This is a genomic window from Amycolatopsis ultiminotia, from assembly GCF_039536925.1.
Lineage (GTDB): Bacteria > Actinomycetota > Actinomycetes > Mycobacteriales > Pseudonocardiaceae > Amycolatopsis > Amycolatopsis ultiminotia.
In genome coordinates, this window is the sequence record NZ_BAAAZN010000001.1 from 135,592 (window position 1) to 151,338 (window position 15,747).

Here is a 15,747-nt window from a genome sequence, read left to right on the forward strand (position 1 = left end):
GCGGGCTTGGTGGGAGGACGAGTCGTGGCCCGACGAGCAGGCACCCGGCAGACCCGCGGGTCGATCCTGGAGGAAGCGACCCGGCTCTTCGGAGCGCAAGGTTACACCGGAACGACCATGCGCGACATCGCCAATGCGGTCGGCCTGCTTCCGGGAAGTCTCTACGCCCACATCGACGGCAAGGAAACCCTGCTCCTGGAGATCGTCGAGGGCGGGATCGACAAGTTTCTCGCGCTCGGCTACGCCGCGGTGGCTGGGCCGGACAGCGCGGAGAGCCGGCTGCGCCAGCTGATCAAGGGCCATGTCGCCATCGTGGCGCAGAACGCCGAGCGCACGTTGGTGGTCTTCCACCAATGGCGGTACCTGACCGGTGAGAACCTGGCACGCGTGGTCGAGAAGCGGCGCCAGTACGAGGCGATCATCACCACCGTTGTCGAGGACGGTTTCCGCACCGGGCTTTTCAACGACAAGCTGGACCTCAAGACGTCCGTGCTGAGCTTGCTCGGAGCGCTCAACTGGACTGCTGAATGGTACAAAAAAGATGGCCCGGACACCGGGGAAGAGATCGGCGAGCGCATTGCCGACGCAATCCTGCTGGGCGTCCGGGGACGCTAGCTCGGCTTCGGTGACGTGGGCTTCCGAGGGTGACTTCACGATGTAAACAAACTATTGTTTGTTTACATCGTGGGATGAGGAGGTTTGGACGTGACGTCATTCGACAGCGTGCCGGAGGTCCTTGACGACCTGAGGTCGGGAAAGCCGGTCGTGGTTGTGGACGACCAGGACCGGGAGAACGAGGGCGATCTCATCTGCGCCGCGCAGTTCGCCACCTCCGAGGTGATCTCCTTCCTTGTCCGGCACTCGTCGGGGTATCTCTGCGTGGCGATGCCCGGCGAGGCTGCCGATCGGCTCGATCTGCCTCCCATGGTCACGTCCAACGAGGATCCACGAGGCACTGCGTACACCGTGACGGCCGACGCGCGCACCGGTGTCGGCACCGGGATCTCGGCACGCGACCGGGCACGCACAGCGCGGGTGCTGGCCGATCCCGGTTCCCAGGCCACGGATTTGACCCGCCCTGGGCACGTGGTGCCGCTGCGCGCACGCCGTGGTGGAGTCCTGGAGCGCCGAGGGCACACGGAGTCGGCGGTCGACCTCATGACGCTCGCGGGCATGCGCCCGGCCGGCGTGCTGGCCGAGGTCGTGAGCGAGCTGGATCCGACGGGGATGGCCCGGTTGCCGGAGCTGCAGAAGTTCGCACGGGAACACGATCTGAGGATCATCAGCGTCGACGACATCGTGCGTTACCGGCGAGAGCGGGTGGTCCAGCGGGTCACCCGGTCGCGGCTGCCGGTGTGCGATGCGCCGTTCGACGTGCTGGGCTATCGCGACGTGACCGGCGTCGAGCAGATTGCCCTCGTTCTCGGTGAGCTCGAAGGCGCGGAGGATGTGTTGGTGCGCGTGCACTCCGAGTGCTTCACCGGTGACGTCCTGGGTTCGATGCGCTGTGATTGCGGGCCGCAGTTGCAGGATGCGCTTGCCGCGATCGTCGCCGCCGGCCGCGGGGTGGTGGTCTATGTGCGTGGACACGAAGGCCGCGGCATCGGGCTCCTGCGGAAGCTGGAGACATACCGGTTGCAGGACAGGGGATGCGACACCGTGGACGCGAATCTTGCGTTGGGGCTCCCCGTCGACGCACGCGATTACGCTGCACCTGCGGCGATCCTGCACGATCTCGGGATCCGCTCCATCCGGCTGCTCAGCGGCAATCCAGCCAAGCTGCGCGCGCTGCGCGAGCACGGGGTCGCGGTCGAAAGGATGACACCGCCGCCGGCGCGGGTGACCAAGTACAACCAGGCGTACCTGGAGACCAAGCGTGCTCGGCTGGGGCACCGGTTCCCGGGGGTTCAGGACCCGCCGGAGGCGGTGATCGGCATTGTGGAGCACGGCGACGCACGTGGCCGGGTCCTGGGTTTCCCGACTGCGAATCTCAGCCTGGAAATCGACGAGTGCGAACTCGCCGACGGCGTCTACGGCGGGTTGGCGTGGGTCCATGGCGACGAACCAGGTGACGCGACCGCGTACGTCGCGGCCATCAGCGTGGGGACCAATCCCACGTTCGCCGGTGTCGAGCAGCGCTTCGAGGTGCACCTGCTCGATTTCGACCGGGACATCTACGGGCGTGAGCTGATGGTTGTGCCACGCGCCTTTCTCCGCCCGATGCTCGCCTTCGACTCGGCCGGGGCGCTGGTCAATCAGATCCGTGGCGATCTCGACGAGATCCGTGCACTCGCGCGTGACTGGCAGCCGCGCACCGGCGCGACCTCCGAGGCGGCCGCACAGTCAGCGCGTTCGTCGAGCCGGCGGTAGGAATTCCCGCACCTGCGGGCGATCGAGCTTCTCCTCGGCCAGCAGGTACTTCTGTACTCGCTGGCTCGGAGTGCGGGGGAACTCGGTGCGCTGCTCGAGGTAGCGTGGCAGCATGAACCTCGGCAGCTGGTTGGTGAGCCAGCCGAAGAACTCGTCGAGGTTCAGCGGAGCGTCCGGGCGAGCGATCAGGTCGAGCTTGACCTCGTGCTCACCGAGATCGGCCGGCACGGCGTACGCGGCCGCGTCGGCGATGGCCGGGTGCTGGCGGACCACCTGCTCCAGTTCCACTGCGGACACGTTCTCGCCGCGGCGGCGGATGGCGTCCTGGTTGCGCATGACGAAATGGATCCGGCCGGTCTCGTCGTAGTAGCCGAGGTCGCCGGTGTGAAACATGAAGTTGCGGAACGCCTTGTTCGTCGCCACGGGGTCGCCGTAGTAGCCGCTCGCCATGGCGCAGGGGATGAGCGGCCGGTACACCATCTCGCCGAGCTCGCCCGGGGCGAGCATGCGATCGTTCTCGTCGACCACCCCGAAGTCCGTCCAGGATGGTGGCGGGCCGATCGTGTCGGCGGGAACATCTTCCAGCCGGGTGGCCGAAGGAACGTGCGGGAAGATCTCGGTCATGCCCCAGCCCTGCCAGACCACGGTTGTCCCGTAACGTTGCTCGAATTCCGCGCGCCGAGCAGGCTGCGGCAGGATGTACACCGTGCGCAGGCGGTGCCGCGGAGCCTGTGGAACCCGGTCCAGCACCATCCCGGCCATCGGGCCCATCAGCATCGCGAAAGTCGCTCCGTCCGCGGCGATTTCGTCCCACCACCGGCTCGCCGAGAACGCCGACTTCAGGTGCGCGGTGCAGCCGACGTGCAGTGCGGAGTTCGCGAAGTTCTGCAGTCCCGCGATGTGGCACATCTGCAGCGGGGTGCTGAGCACGTCACCGGGTGTGTGGCCGAGTGCGTCACTGACCGAAGCGGAACTGAAGTACTGGTAGTGATGGGTCCACATCGCGGCCTTCGAGCCGCCGCTGGTACCGGAGGTGAAGACCAGCGCCGCCAAATCACCTGGCTCGGGGAGGTGCTCGAAGGGGAGCGGGGAGTGGTGGGCGTACCAGCTACGGAAGCCCCGGACAGGCACGCCGTGGATCTCACTCGAGGTGTTCGTGTCGCCGCAGACGAGCACCAGCGCGACCTGCCCGAGCGACGGTGCGGAGCACAGCACGGGGAGCAGGTCGCTGCGCACGACGAGAATCTGCGCTTCGCACCGTATGAGCAGCCGGGACAGCATGGGGCCCCGCGATTCCGGGTTCAGCGGCGCGGCGAAGCCATCGGCAAGCTGTGCCCCGAAGAACGCCGGGATGAACTCCGGCTGGTTTCGCAGCAGCAGGGCGACCCGCGGCTTCCGGAAACCTGCTGTGACGACGGCAGAGGCGAACCGCCGGACTTGCTCTTCGGCCTGTCCGAAGGTGAGGCGGTCGGCGCCGTCGAAGACGAGCCACTCCTGGTCGGCGGAATGCTCGGCTCGATGACGTAGCACGTGGAGCATGGTCCGCTGCTCGTAAGGGAAAGCTTGAGCCAGCGGACCCGGACCGGGGCCGCTGCCACGGAGCAGCCGGGACTCCTCGGCGTATCGCCGGGGTGCCGTGGCGGGGGCAGGCGCTTCTTGGGGCACGACAGCCTCCGTAATCGAACAATCGTTAGTTCAAAATGCCACGTGTGAAGGTGAGCCGTCAACGTCGCCGCGGATGCTGTCGTGCTCGAGTGCCCACCACACCTCGACCAGGGTGTCGGTGTCGGCTGTCGACGCGCTGACTAGAGTCTCGAACCGGGAGAGCCGGTAGCGGACAGTGTTCTGGTGTACGGACAAGGCCGCGGCGGTGTCGGCGATGGACCTGCGCGTGCGGAAATAGGTGCGGATGGTGGTGAGGATTTCGTGCGCGCCCGGCTGGGTCAGCACCGGGTCCACATACCGCCGGTGCAGTTGTTCACCGAGTTCCCGGTGCTGCTCGACGGCGAGTCGCACCGAGAGGCTCGAACTGTCGACCACACCCTCGCGGTGGTAACGGAGCGCGACTCTGAGCACTCGGGTCGCTTCGGCGAACGCCTGCGGGATCTCGGTCAACCGCACTGGTCCACCGACGGCGATCACCGCGCTGTCGCAGGCTGTCGGCCGGGCGGCAGTGATGGCGACGACGTCGTTGTCGAATGGCGCGATGAGCGTTCTCGCGGCCGGTCCTGCCGATTCGAGGTGGTGGCTCAGCTGCGGCAGGTCTGCGGTGTCCGCATGAGCTCGCACCACCCAGTATTCGCGGTCGGGCAGGACGGTGTGCACGGCACCGCCGGGGAGGATCTCACCGGGTTCGATTGCGCCGCTGACCAGACGCTGGACCAGCGCCATACGGTGCTGCTCTTCGCGGCGCGCGCTGTCGATGTCGGCCTGCTGCCGGGCGGCTACCAAGACATCGCTGTACCGATCGGTGAGTTCCCAGAGCTTGCGGGTGCCGGCCAGCACATCCCAGGGATCTGCGGAGACCGCGCTTGCTTCCTCGATGAACGCGTCACGGAGCACTCTGAGCACGGCTCGATACGCCTTGACCACGTCGTCGGCAGGAATGGCCTGGAGTGCGCGCCGCCGGCCCGAATCTCGCTCGTCCTCTTCGATCCCGGGCGGGAGGGAGTCCCGCTGTTCGAGCGTCGCCACGACTCGCGCCACATTGCGTTCGCAGGAACGAAGCAGATCGTCGTCGGGTACCCGGTTGTACGAACGGAAGGTGCGCAGCTGGGTCATTTGCGCGTCGACCAGTGCGGCGCGGCGCACGAGCAACCGGTCGGCGATGGTCGCCAGTAAGCTGTGGTGAGCGTGCATGCCTACCTCCGCCTTGGAGGAACCTCTCGGAAGGGGCCTTCAGTATTGGAGATTATCCATATCTCGGGGGAGTTCGGCTGGCTAGCGTCCAGGTATGTCCAGCTCCGAGCGAACCGATAGCGTTGTCAACGCGGCCCAGGATCTGTGGCGTGGCGCGGAGACGTTTCCCGACTCGACCGCACTGACCGATCTCGACTCCGCCGGCGGACGCAGCCTCACCTATCGTGAACTGCGCGACGAGACAGCCGCGACCGCCGGCGCGCTTCAGGGCTTGGGCCTCGGACACGGGGACCGGGTGGCACTGTTGCTGCACAACAGCATCGCGTACGTAAAGAGCTATTTGGGCGCGGTCGCTGCCGGTCTGGTCGTGGTCCCGCTGAACGTCCGGCTGCTAGCGGTGGACTACCGGCACATGATCGAGGACTCCGGTGCCACAGTGCTGATCACCACGGGTGAGTTCCTGGAACGAGCGCCCGAGCTGACGGTGTTGCCGGGTGTGGTCGTGGTGCGCGCGGACGGCGCCGACGCGACCGAGCCGGAGCTCGACCGCTTGTCTCGGGAGGCAGAACCACTTCCGGCGCCGGTGTCCAGAGAAGCCGAGGCACCCGCCAGTCTCATGTACACCAGCGGCACGACCGGGTTGCCGAAGGCCGTGGTGCTCAGTGACCGCGCCTGGGACGTGATCGCCGAGCGCGCGATCGAGGTGCTGAGGATGGGTGACGGTGAGGTGATCCTGCACGCTGCACCACTTACCCACGGTGCCGGTTTCCTGCTGCTGCCTACGATCCGCCTCGGTGGTCACAACCTGGTGTGCGCTTCGTTCACCGGTTCGCGCACAGTCGAGGTGTTCGACGAGTTCGGGGTGACCGGGACGTTCCTGGTGCCTTCGATGATCCGGATGCTGTTGGACGCGTGGCCGGAGGACAAACCGGTGCCAGAGCGGCTGCGGCGCATCTACTACGCCGGCTCACCGATCGATCGGGGAACTTTCCACGAGGTGACCGAAGTGTTCGCCGGACGGCTGGTGCAATCCTTCGCGCAGATGGAATCACCGATGTTCTTCACCGTCCTGACCGAAGACGATCACCGAGAAGCGATCCGTACGCCGGATTCGCCGCTGATCAAGTCGGCCGGGCGGGTGCTTCCCGGTGTTGAGCTGCGCATCGTCGACGAGGAAGGCCGGGCGGTGGACGGGGATGCCGGTGAGATCCTCGCCCGAGCGCCCCAGACGATGAACGGCTACTGGAACCGCCCGGAGGCGACCGAGAAGGCACTTGGCGAAGGATGGCTGCACACCGGCGATGTCGGCTACTTCGACCGCGACGGTTACCTCTTCGTGGTCGACCGCACCAAGGACATGATCGTGACCGGCGGTTCGAACGTCTACGCCCGGGAGGTGGAAGAAGTCCTCCTCGGCGTCCCCGCGGTCAAGGAAGCCGCAGTGATCGGTACGCCGCACCGGGTGTGGGGCGAGGCGGTGACCGCCGTGCTCGTACCGGCAGGCGACGATCGTGATAACGAGGCGGTCGTGGCGGCGTGCCGGGAGCGGCTTGCGGGCTACCGGGTGCCGAAGCGAATCGAGTGGGTTGACGAGCTCCCGCGCAACGCCTATGGCAAGGTACTCAAGCGTCGGCTGCGGGACGAGCTGGCACTGGCGGAGTGATCAAGCTGCACAGAACTGGCCATCTAAGTCAAAACTAACAATAGTTTTCGCTCGGTGATCCAGGCCCATGACTTGGATCGAGCTAACCTCGTGCCGACACCATTTCTCCTGGTGCAGGCTGTTTACTATCGTACCATCGGCGTGCGGCGTGTCGGGATGTTGTGACCCAGTTGACAGTACTGCTACTGTCAATAAACAAACAGTTGTTCGTTTGAAGGGCACGTACAATGACGTCGATCGCTCCCAAACTCGATGACTACGCGACGAAGTACGAGCATGTGCGGCTCGAACGTCACGACGGCATCCTGCAGGTGACGGTGCACACCGATGGCGACAGTCTGGTGTGGACCGGACTGGCGCACGATGAGCTCGCCTACTGCTTCAACGACATCGCCTGCGATCCGGGGAACAAGGTCGTGGTGCTCACCGGTGCGGGCGGTTCTTTCTGCGCGCAGATCGATTTCGCGAAGTTCAACCTTGGTACCGCAGCGGACTGGGCGCACATCCTCTTCGAGGGCCAGAGGTTGATCAACAACCTGCTGCTGATCGAGGTCCCGGTCATCTCGGCGATCAACGGTCCGGTGCTGGTGCATCCGGAAGTCCCGTTGCTCTCGGACGTCACTATCGCCGCCGACCACTCGACGTTCCAGGACTCGCCGCATTTCCCGTCCGGCATCGTCCCAGGGGACGGCGCACACACGGTGTGGACGCACATCCTCGGTCCGCAGCGTGGCCGGTACTTTCTGCTCACCGATCAGAAGCTGGAAGCCAAGCAGGCGCTCGACTACGGCGCCATCAACGAAGTGGTTCCCCGGGCCCAGGTGCTCGACCGTGCCATGGAACTGGCCCGCGGCATCGCTGCGAAGCCGGATCTGACTCGTCGTTACGCGCGCGTGGTCCTGACCCGCGAGATCAAACGGTTGGTCCAGGACCAGCTCAGCCTCGGTCTCGCTCACGAAGCGCTGGCCGCGCTGTCGCTCTAGCGGCACCGGCTCTCCGGAGGCATTTCTCCGGCAACTGCGGCGGGTCTGTCAAACGAGCGGTGTAACTCGGGTTGAAGGGGACTACTTGCGTCCGGTGGCCAGGCGGCCGTCGAAGGCAATCTCGAACGCGTTCAGCGTGGGTTTCCACCGCATCGTCCAGCGTTTCCGGCCGGTGCCGGTGGGTCGAGGCTCATGATCGCCAAGTAGACGCACTTGAGTGCGGCCTGCTCGTTCGGGAACTGCCCGCGGGCCTTTCACCGCGCGGCGGATGCGGGCGTTGACGCTCTCGATCGCGTTGGTCGAGCAGATCACCCGGCGGATCTCGGGATCGAACGCCAGGAACGGCACGAACTCCGCCCACGCGTTGTCCCACAACCGCACGATGGCCGGGTCTCGTGCGCCCCACGTCGCGGCGAACCCGGCGAACCGTTCGCGGGCGGCGGCATCGGTCGGCGCGGTGTAAACAGGTTTGAGCGCCCTGGCGATCGCGGCCCAGTGCTGACAGCCAGCGTAGCGGAAGCTGTTGCGCAGCAAGTGCACCACGCAAGTCTGGGCGATGGTCTGCGGCCAGACGGCGGTGATCGCGTCCGGCAGTCCGCTCAGATCGTCGCACACGACCATGAGCACGTCGGCGACACCGCGATTCTTGAGTTCGGTGAGCACGTGCAGCAAGTACTGTGCGCCGGCGCCGTCGCCGGCCCACAACCCGAGGATGTCTCGGCGGCCTTCGCAGGTCACCGCCAGCGCGACATAGATCGGCCGGTTGGCGGCCTTGCCGTCGGTGGATCTTCACGTGGATCGCGTCGATGAAGATCACTGGGTAGACCGCCAGGTCTACCATCAGGGTTTCGCCGACTCGTTGGATGTGCTCGCCGCCATCTGCAAGGCTCATCCCCGCTCCGCCCGCGCAGCCTGCACGACATGGTCGACGGATACGTCACCGCCGCCCACTGCGATCACCCGGAAACCGGCTGCGCGTCAGCCGCCCTGGCAGCTGACACCGGACGCCACGGCGTCGCAGCCCAGGTCGAGTACCAGAGCGGGCTTGAGGGCTACATCAGTGCCATCACCGCGATGCTGCTCGATCGCGCGCACCAATCCGGCACCGAACTGAGCGTGGCGGAAGCCCGAAAGCAGGCAGTAGCACTGTTCTGCCAGACGGTCGGCGCGCTAGTGGTCTCCCGCGCTGTCGCCGAGGTCGATCCCGGACTGTCCGACGAGGTCCTGACAGCCAACCGCAGGCAGCTCAAGCAGTGATAGAGGAGGCCCTGGGTGGGCCCGACATCTGCGGTCCGGAAGGCGATCAGCACGCCAAACGCAGTTGCGTGTGTTGCGCACCTACCTGTTTCGCGCTGCCTGCGCCGAACGTATGGGTGGCACGACTCGCTGCGGTCACACTTTGCTGCGCATGGGCACCGGAAAGGGATGCGCCCTCGAAGGCCACCTGTCGCTACGCACCATCGCCCACCATTGCAACCCGTCCCGGGTTGACCCCGGCGAGGGGGAGGCTCGGCTCTCAACACACGCAACCGGACATCCTGGCCGGCGTAATCCGCGAGCACAGATCACCTGTCGTCCGATGCCCTCGGCCGGACTGCGCTAGCCGAGGTCGAGGTGGCGCTGCTGGGAGCGCCGCGATGACCAGGCTGTGGGAGTGGAGCCGTGCGGATCCGTGTCGGTAGTTGGGTTGATGATGTTAGCTGGCCGTTGGCGGTTCGTGCGGAACCGCAGAGCATGCAGTATGGGCTCCACGTGCCGTTCGTGTTTATCGAGGTCATGCAGCTGTTGGTCGTGATCGTGCCGGCGAACTGTCCGGAAGCGGTAGGGACACCAAAACGCTTGCCACGTTCTCGGCCGTTGACGCCGGGCTCGGGCCGCTCGGCGCGGGGCGGCGGGCATTGAGACGGTGTACCTCCTGCTGGTGCTGGCTGAGCGTGTTTTCGGCACGGAGTTCGGGCAAGTACCACGGCTACCTCTCCTACGTGCCGGGCGCGCCGCTGCTGGACAACCTCCGCCGCTCACCGTCTTTACGCGGCTGACGTCGACTGTGGGCTGGGATACCGGCCGCGCGACCACCAACACCGTCGCGATCTCCGTCCTCGGCCGGTTTATCTACGGGACAGGCCTTTCCTTGATCCGCCACTCAGATGAGGGGTACGGCACGCTCGACATGGTAGGACTTCCTACTTTATGGTGTCCTCAGGTCTGCGGTGCAGGGAAGCCGGTGTGAGTCCGGCGCGGTCCCGCCACTGTGACCGGGTAGTGCCGCCTCACGAGGAGTGGTCACTGGCGGGAGCCGGGAAGGCCGGGGCGGTGCGGATCCGGGAGCCAGGATACCGGCCGCAGGTGTCCGTGTTCGTCCACGAGGATGGAGCTGAACGCATGTGGCTGATACCTGCCTGCGTGAAAGATGCTGTGCCACCGCGAGATCCGTTGGCTGATCCGCGGTAGTTCCTTCGGCTTCGCCTGCCCGCGTACCTCGGTGCCCGGGTGGCTCCGTCCTGCGTTCCTTCGCGAAAGGCTGGCCCATGACCCCTGAACTCACCCATTTCGTCGGCGGCAAACTGGTTCCGGGCACGTCCGGGCGGTTCGCCGACGTCTCCGACCCCAGTACCGGTGCCGTGCAGGCGCGCGTCCCGCTCGCCTCGGCTGCCGAGGTCACCGCTGTGGTGGACGCGGCCGCCGAGGCCCAGCGCGAGTGGGCGCGGTGGAACCCACAGCGTCGCGCCCGCGTGCTCATGAAGTTCCTCGACCTGGTCCGCGCCGACGAAGATCGCTTGGCGCGGCTGCTTTCTTCCGAACACGGCAAGACGGTGGCCGACGCGCGCGGCGACATTCAGCGTGGGCTGGAGGTGGTGGAGTTCGCCGTCGGGATTCCGCATCTGCTCAAGGGCGAGTTCAGTGACAGCGCGGGCACGGGGATCGACGTGTATTCGATGCGCCAGCCGCTGGGGGTAGTCGCGGGCATTACGCCGTTCAACTTTCCGGCGATGATTCCCTTGTGGAAGGCGGCACCGGCGATCGCGTGTGGCAACGCGTTCGTGCTCAAACCGTCCGAACGCGACCCGTCCGTGCCGTTGCGGCTGGCGGAGCTGTTCGGGGAGGCGGGTCTGCCGCCGGGGGTGTTCTCCGTGGTCAACGGTGACAAGGAGGCCGTGGACACGCTGCTGGTGGATCCTCGGGTGGAGGCGCTGGGGTTCGTGGGTTCGTCGGACATCGCGCAGTACGTGTACGAGCAGGCCGCCGCGCACGGTAAGCGCGCGCAGTGCTTCGGCGGGGCGAAGAATCACATGATCGTGATGCCTGACGCCGACCTGGATCAGGCTGTGGAAGCCCTTATCGGGGCGGGTTACGGCTCGGCTGGTGAGCGGTGCATGGCGATCACGGTCGCGGTGCCGGTCGGGGAGGCCACGGCTGACGCTCTGGTGGAACGGCTGGCCAAGCGAGTGCGGGGCCTGAAGGTCGGGGCGTCGCTGGATGAGAGTGTCGACTTCGGACCGCTGGTGAGCGCGGCCGCGGTGCAACGCGTGCGGGACTACCTCGACATCGGGATCGCCGAAGGTGCAGAGCTGGTCGTGGACGGCCGGGACCTCACGGTTCCCGGTCATGAGAACGGGTTCTTCCTCGGCGGCTGCCTGTTCGATCGGGTGCGGCCGGAGATGCGGATCTACCGTGAGGAGATCTTCGGCCCGGTGCTGTGCATCGCCCGTGCGGCCGATTACGAGGAAGCGTTGCGGTTGCCGAGCGAGCATGAGTACGGCAACGGTGTCGCGATCTTCACTCGTGACGGCGACACCGCGCGTGACTTCACCGCGCGGGTGAACACCGGCATGGTCGGGGTGAACGTGCCGATCCCGGTGCCGATCGCCTATCACACGTTCGGCGGCTGGAAGCGTTCCGGCTTCGGCGACCTCAATCAGCACGGCCCGGACTCGGTGCGATTTTACACCAAGACCAAGACTGTGACGTCGCGCTGGCCCTCGGGGGCCAAGGAAAGCGCGAGCTTCGTCATGCCGACGATGGCGTAGACGATGCGCCTCACGGAAGAACAACGAGCGCTGCGGGATACGGCGGCCGAGTTCGCGACCGAGCATCTGGCCCCGCGCGCGCTGGAGTGGGACCGGGACAAGCACTTCCCAGCCGGCATGTTACGCAAGGCGGCCGGGGTCGGGTTCGGTGGGCTGTACCTGCCCGAGGACGTCGGCGGCAGCGAGCTGGGCCGCCTCGACGGGGTGCTGGTCTTCGAGGCGCTTGCCGGTGGGTGCCCGTCGATTGCCGCGTACGTGTCGATCCACAACATGGTCACGGCGATGATCGACCAGTTCGGCGATGACGCGCAGCGGCGCCGGTACCTGCCGCGGATGGCCACTATGGAGGATCTGGGCAGCTACTGTCTCACAGAGCCCGGGGCCGGGTCGGACGCCGCGGCGTTGATTACGCGGGCCCGGCGCGAGGGCGACGAGTACGTGCTTGACGGGGTGAAGCAGTTCATCTCGGGTGCCGGCACGTCGGCGGTCTACGTGGTTCTCGCTCGCACCGGAGGCCCTGGTGCGCACGGGATCTCTGCGTTCATCGTCGAACGGGACACACCCGGGCTGAGGTTCGGGCCCAACGAGGCCAAGATGGGCTGGAACGCCCAGCCCACCTGCCAGGTCGTGTTCGACGGCGTGCGCGTGTCGGCCATGGCACTGCTCGGCGGCGAAGGCGGCGGTTTCCGGGTCGCCATGTCCGCATTGGACGGTGGACGGCTCAACATCGCCGCCTGCTCGCTCGGCGGCGCGCAGACGGCGCTGGGCAAGGCCGTGCGGCATTTGACCGAGCGCTCCGCGTTCGGTGCGCCGCTGGGGGAGGCGCAGGCGCTGCGGTTCCGGCTTGCCGACATGCGCACCGAGCTGGAGGCGGCCCGGACGCTGCTGTGGCGGGCCGCCGACGCCTACGACAGTGGGGATCCTGAGGCGACTGCGCTGTCGGCGATGGCGAAGCGGTTCTGTACCGACACCGGGTTCGATGTCGCTAACCAGGCGCTGCAGCTGCACGGCGGCTACGGCTACCTCGCGGAGTACGGGATCGAGAAGATCGTCCGTGACCTGCGGGTGCACCAGATCCTCGAAGGGACCAACGAAATCATGCGGGTCATCATCTCCCGCCGGATGCTGCAGGAGGCATCATGAGCGACGTCGAGTTCGTTGTCCACAGTGGCCTCGGTCGGATCACGCTGAACCGTCCGAAGGCCCTCAACGCCTTGACCCACGACATGGCTCGTGCTGTCACCGAGCACCTGCTGGAGTGGGCCGGCGACCCGGCCGTGCGGGCGGTCGTGGTGGACGGTGCCGGCGACCGTGGGTTGTGCGCCGGCGGGGACATCCGGTCGATCTACGACGACGCGCGAGCCGGCGGCGCGGCGTCGCTGGAGTTCTGGGCTGACGAGTATCGGATGAACGCGTTGATCGGGCGCTACCCGAAGCCGTATGTGGCGATCATGGACGGCATCGTGATGGGCGGCGGAGTCGGGATCTCCGCACACGGCAGCCACCGGGTCGTCACCGACCGGTCGCGGATAGCGATGCCGGAGGTCGGGATCGGGTTCGTCCCAGACGTCGGCGGCACGTTCCTGCTCTCGCACACGCCGGGCCAGCTGGGCACGCACACCGCACTGACGACGACCCAGCTATCCGGTGCGGACGCGATCCACTGTGGACTGGCCGACGTCTTTGTTCCCGCGGAGCGCTTGCCGGACCTGTTCGACGCCCTCGCGACCCGAACGCCGGACGCGGCGCTGGACCTGGTGGCCGAGGAACCGCCATCGAGCTCGCTGGCTGCGGCTCGGGAGTGGATCGACCACTGCTACCAACCGGACACCGTGGACGAGATCCTCGCGCGGCTGCGTGACGGTGTTGAGGCGGCGGTGTCGGCGGCGAAGGAGATCGAGGGCAAATCGCCGACGGCGCTCAAGGTGACGCTGCGGGCGCTGCGGTCCGCCGCGGCGATGGACCTGCCCGCCACGCTGATCCAGGAGTACCGGATCTCGCACCGCGCATTCGGCTCGGCCGAGTTCGCCGAAGGAGTGCGGGCGCAGATCATCGACAAGGACCGTTCACCCCACTGGTCGCCGGCCACCCTGGCCGAGGTGGATGAGCAGCTGGTGGCGTCCTATTTCGCCGACCTCGGCGACGACGAGCTGACGGGAGTGCGCGCATGACGGTCGCATTTCTGGGACTGGGCAACATGGGCGGCCCGATGGCCGCCAACCTCGTGACCTCAGGCGAGCAGGTGGCCGGGTACGATCCGGTCCCTGCGGCGGCGGACGCGGCCCGGGCGTCGGGAGTGTCCGTGGTGGACTCCGCGGCCGCGGCGCTCGCGGGGGCATCGGTGGTCATCACGATGCTGCCCAGCGGGAAGCATGTGCTTGACCTTTACCGCGAGATCATCCCGACCGCCGAGCCGGGCACGCTGTTCCTCGACTGTTCCACCATCGAGGTCGCCGACGCCCGCGCCGCTGCCGAACTGGCCCGGGAGGCGGGGCACTTGGCGGTGGACGCGCCGGTGTCCGGCGGGGTCGTCGGCGCGACCGCGGCGACGCTGACGTTCATGATCGGCGGCCCGTCGGAGGCGTTCATCACTGCGGAGCCGTATCTGCGGAGCATGGGGGCGAAGTTCGTCCACTGCGGAGACTCCGGCGCCGGTCAAGCCGCGAAGATCTGCAACAACATGATCCTCGGCGTCTCGATGATCGCCGTCAGCGAGGCCTTCGCGCTCGGGCAGAAGCTGGGCCTGACCGACCAGGCCCTGTTCGACGTCGCCTCCACCGCCTCGGGCCAATGCTGGGCGCTGACCACCAACTGCCCCGTACCCGGGCCCGTGCCAACCAGTCCCGCCAACCGTGGCTACGCGGGCGGGTTCGCTGCCGGTCTCATGCTCAAGGACCTGCGCCTGGCCCAGGCCGCAGCGTCCTCGGCAGGTGTGGCGACGGCACTCGGCCGTCACGCCACCGACCTCTACACCGAGTTCGTCGCCGACGACGGCCCGGGCCGCGACTTCTCCGCCATCATCACCACCCTCCGCGAGAACGGACCCGCATGACCGAGACCATCATCATCGAGCACCCGGCACCCCGCGTCGCCCTCGTCACGCTCAACCGCCCCAAGGCCCTCAACGCCCTGAACCTGCAGACGATGCGCGAGCTCACCCTTGCGCTGACCGAACTGGACCGCTCCGGAGACGTCGGTGCTATCGTCCTCACCGGCTCCGACCGTGCCTTCGTCGCCGGCGCCGACATCAAGGAAATGGCACCCCGCACCTTCAGCGAGATGCACGCCGAAGACTGGTTCGCCGGCTGGGACGCCCTCACCCGCGTCCGTACCCCGCTCATCGCCGCCGTCGCCGGCCACGCCCTCGGCGGCGGCTGCGAACTCGCCATGATGTGCGACCTTCTCCTCGCCGCCGACACCGCCCGCTTCGGCCAACCCGAAATCACCCTCGGCGTCATCCCCGGCATGGGCGGCTCCCAGCGCCTCACACGCGCCATCGGCAAGGCCAAAGCCATGGACCTGATTTTGACTGGCCGCACCATACCCGCAGACGAAGCCGAACGCTCCGGCCTCGTCTCCCGCCTCATCCCGGCCGCGGATCTACGTTCCGAAGCAATCGCCGTCGCCACGAAGATCGCCTCGATGTCCCACATCGCCGCCGTCACCGCCAAGGAAGCGGTGAACCGCGCCTTCGAAACCGGCCTGACGGAGGGCGTACTGTTCGAACGGCGGGTCTTCCACGCCCTGTTCGCCACCCACGACCAGAAGGAGGGCATGGCCGCGTTCACCGAGAAAAGGCCACCGGAGTTCCGCCACGCCTGACAGCGGGTGGCTCTTGCCGAAC

12 protein-coding genes, 1 pseudogene and 1 riboswitch are annotated in these 15,747 nt (G+C 67.0%); of the genes and pseudogenes, 10 read left to right on the forward strand and 3 right to left on the reverse strand.

All coding sequences use genetic code 11. From position 1 onward, the window contains the following. Positions 1-24: 24 nt before the first annotated feature. Both ABD793_RS00660 and ABD793_RS00665 read left to right on the forward strand, forming a co-directional pair. The gene (locus ABD793_RS00660) at positions 25-615 is read left to right on the forward strand and encodes a TetR/AcrR family transcriptional regulator (RefSeq protein ID WP_344854229.1); all 591 of its coding nucleotides are present in this window, start codon (positions 25-27) and stop codon (positions 613-615) included. Positions 616-705: 90 nt separating this feature from the next. Continuing rightward, entirely contained in the window at positions 706-2,370 is a 1,665-nt protein-coding gene (locus ABD793_RS00665; RefSeq protein WP_344854230.1) for a bifunctional 3,4-dihydroxy-2-butanone-4-phosphate synthase/GTP cyclohydrolase II, read from the forward strand. Here ABD793_RS00665 and ABD793_RS00670 read toward each other — a convergent pair. Both ABD793_RS00670 and ABD793_RS00675 read right to left on the reverse strand, forming a co-directional pair. Continuing rightward, positions 2,344-4,035: an AMP-binding protein gene (locus tag ABD793_RS00670; RefSeq protein WP_344854231.1), complete on the reverse strand. Its 1,692-nt coding sequence runs from the start codon at positions 4,033-4,035 to the stop codon at positions 2,344-2,346. The two genes, ABD793_RS00665 and ABD793_RS00670, sit on opposite strands and share 27 nt — an antisense overlap. Before the next feature lie 30 nt (positions 4,036-4,065). Next, positions 4,066-5,229, reverse strand: a complete 1,164-nt coding sequence (locus ABD793_RS00675) for a PucR family transcriptional regulator (protein WP_344854232.1) — start codon at positions 5,227-5,229, stop codon at positions 4,066-4,068. Between the two features lie 94 nt (positions 5,230-5,323). Here ABD793_RS00675 and ABD793_RS00680 point away from each other — a divergent pair, with 94 nt between their 5' ends. Further along, the gene (locus ABD793_RS00680; protein ID WP_344854233.1) at positions 5,324-6,892 is read left to right on the forward strand and encodes a class I adenylate-forming enzyme family protein; all 1,569 of its coding nucleotides are present in this window, start codon (positions 5,324-5,326) and stop codon (positions 6,890-6,892) included. A 227-nt stretch (positions 6,893-7,119) separates the two neighbouring features. Next, positions 7,120-7,875, forward strand: a complete 756-nt coding sequence (locus ABD793_RS00685) for an enoyl-CoA hydratase/isomerase family protein (RefSeq protein ID WP_344854234.1) — start codon at positions 7,120-7,122, stop codon at positions 7,873-7,875. Between the two features lie 77 nt (positions 7,876-7,952). Here ABD793_RS00685 and ABD793_RS00690 read toward each other — a convergent pair. Further along, positions 7,953-8,701: pseudogene (locus ABD793_RS00690) on the reverse strand (IS256 family transposase); the annotation flags it as partial. 95 nt (positions 8,702-8,796) lie between these two features. Between ABD793_RS00690 and ABD793_RS00695 the strand changes: the two are divergent. From ABD793_RS00695 to ABD793_RS00720, 6 genes are all read left to right on the forward strand, one after another. Further along, a complete protein-coding gene (locus ABD793_RS00695; RefSeq protein ID WP_344854235.1) occupies positions 8,797-9,132 on the forward strand; it encodes a hypothetical protein in 336 nt (111 codons plus the stop codon). A 927-nt stretch (positions 9,133-10,059) separates the two neighbouring features. Further along, positions 10,060-10,234: riboswitch (cobalamin riboswitch) on the forward strand. A gap of 169 nt (positions 10,235-10,403) precedes the next feature. After that, positions 10,404-11,903 carry a CoA-acylating methylmalonate-semialdehyde dehydrogenase gene (locus ABD793_RS00700; RefSeq protein WP_344854236.1) on the forward strand — a complete coding sequence of 500 codons (1,500 nt, stop codon included), beginning with the start codon at positions 10,404-10,406 and terminating at the stop codon, positions 11,901-11,903. Positions 11,904-11,906: 3 nt separating this feature from the next. Further along, positions 11,907-13,046 (forward strand): acyl-CoA dehydrogenase family protein, encoded by a 1,140-nt coding sequence (locus ABD793_RS00705; RefSeq protein WP_344854237.1) that lies wholly within the window; start codon positions 11,907-11,909, stop codon positions 13,044-13,046. Next, on the forward strand, positions 13,043-14,074 hold the full coding sequence (locus ABD793_RS00710) for an enoyl-CoA hydratase/isomerase family protein (protein ID WP_344854238.1): 1,032 nt from the start codon (positions 13,043-13,045) through the stop codon (positions 14,072-14,074). Before ABD793_RS00705 ends, ABD793_RS00710 begins: the two co-directional genes overlap by 4 nt. Beyond that, a complete protein-coding gene (gene mmsB / locus ABD793_RS00715; protein ID WP_344854239.1) occupies positions 14,071-14,955 on the forward strand; it encodes a 3-hydroxyisobutyrate dehydrogenase in 885 nt (294 codons plus the stop codon). The genes ABD793_RS00710 and mmsB overlap by 4 nt, the downstream gene beginning before the upstream one ends. Beyond that, positions 14,952-15,725 (forward strand): enoyl-CoA hydratase, encoded by a 774-nt coding sequence (locus tag ABD793_RS00720; protein ID WP_344854240.1) that lies wholly within the window; start codon positions 14,952-14,954, stop codon positions 15,723-15,725. Before mmsB ends, ABD793_RS00720 begins: the two co-directional genes overlap by 4 nt. The last annotated feature ends 22 nt before the right edge of the window (positions 15,726-15,747 follow it).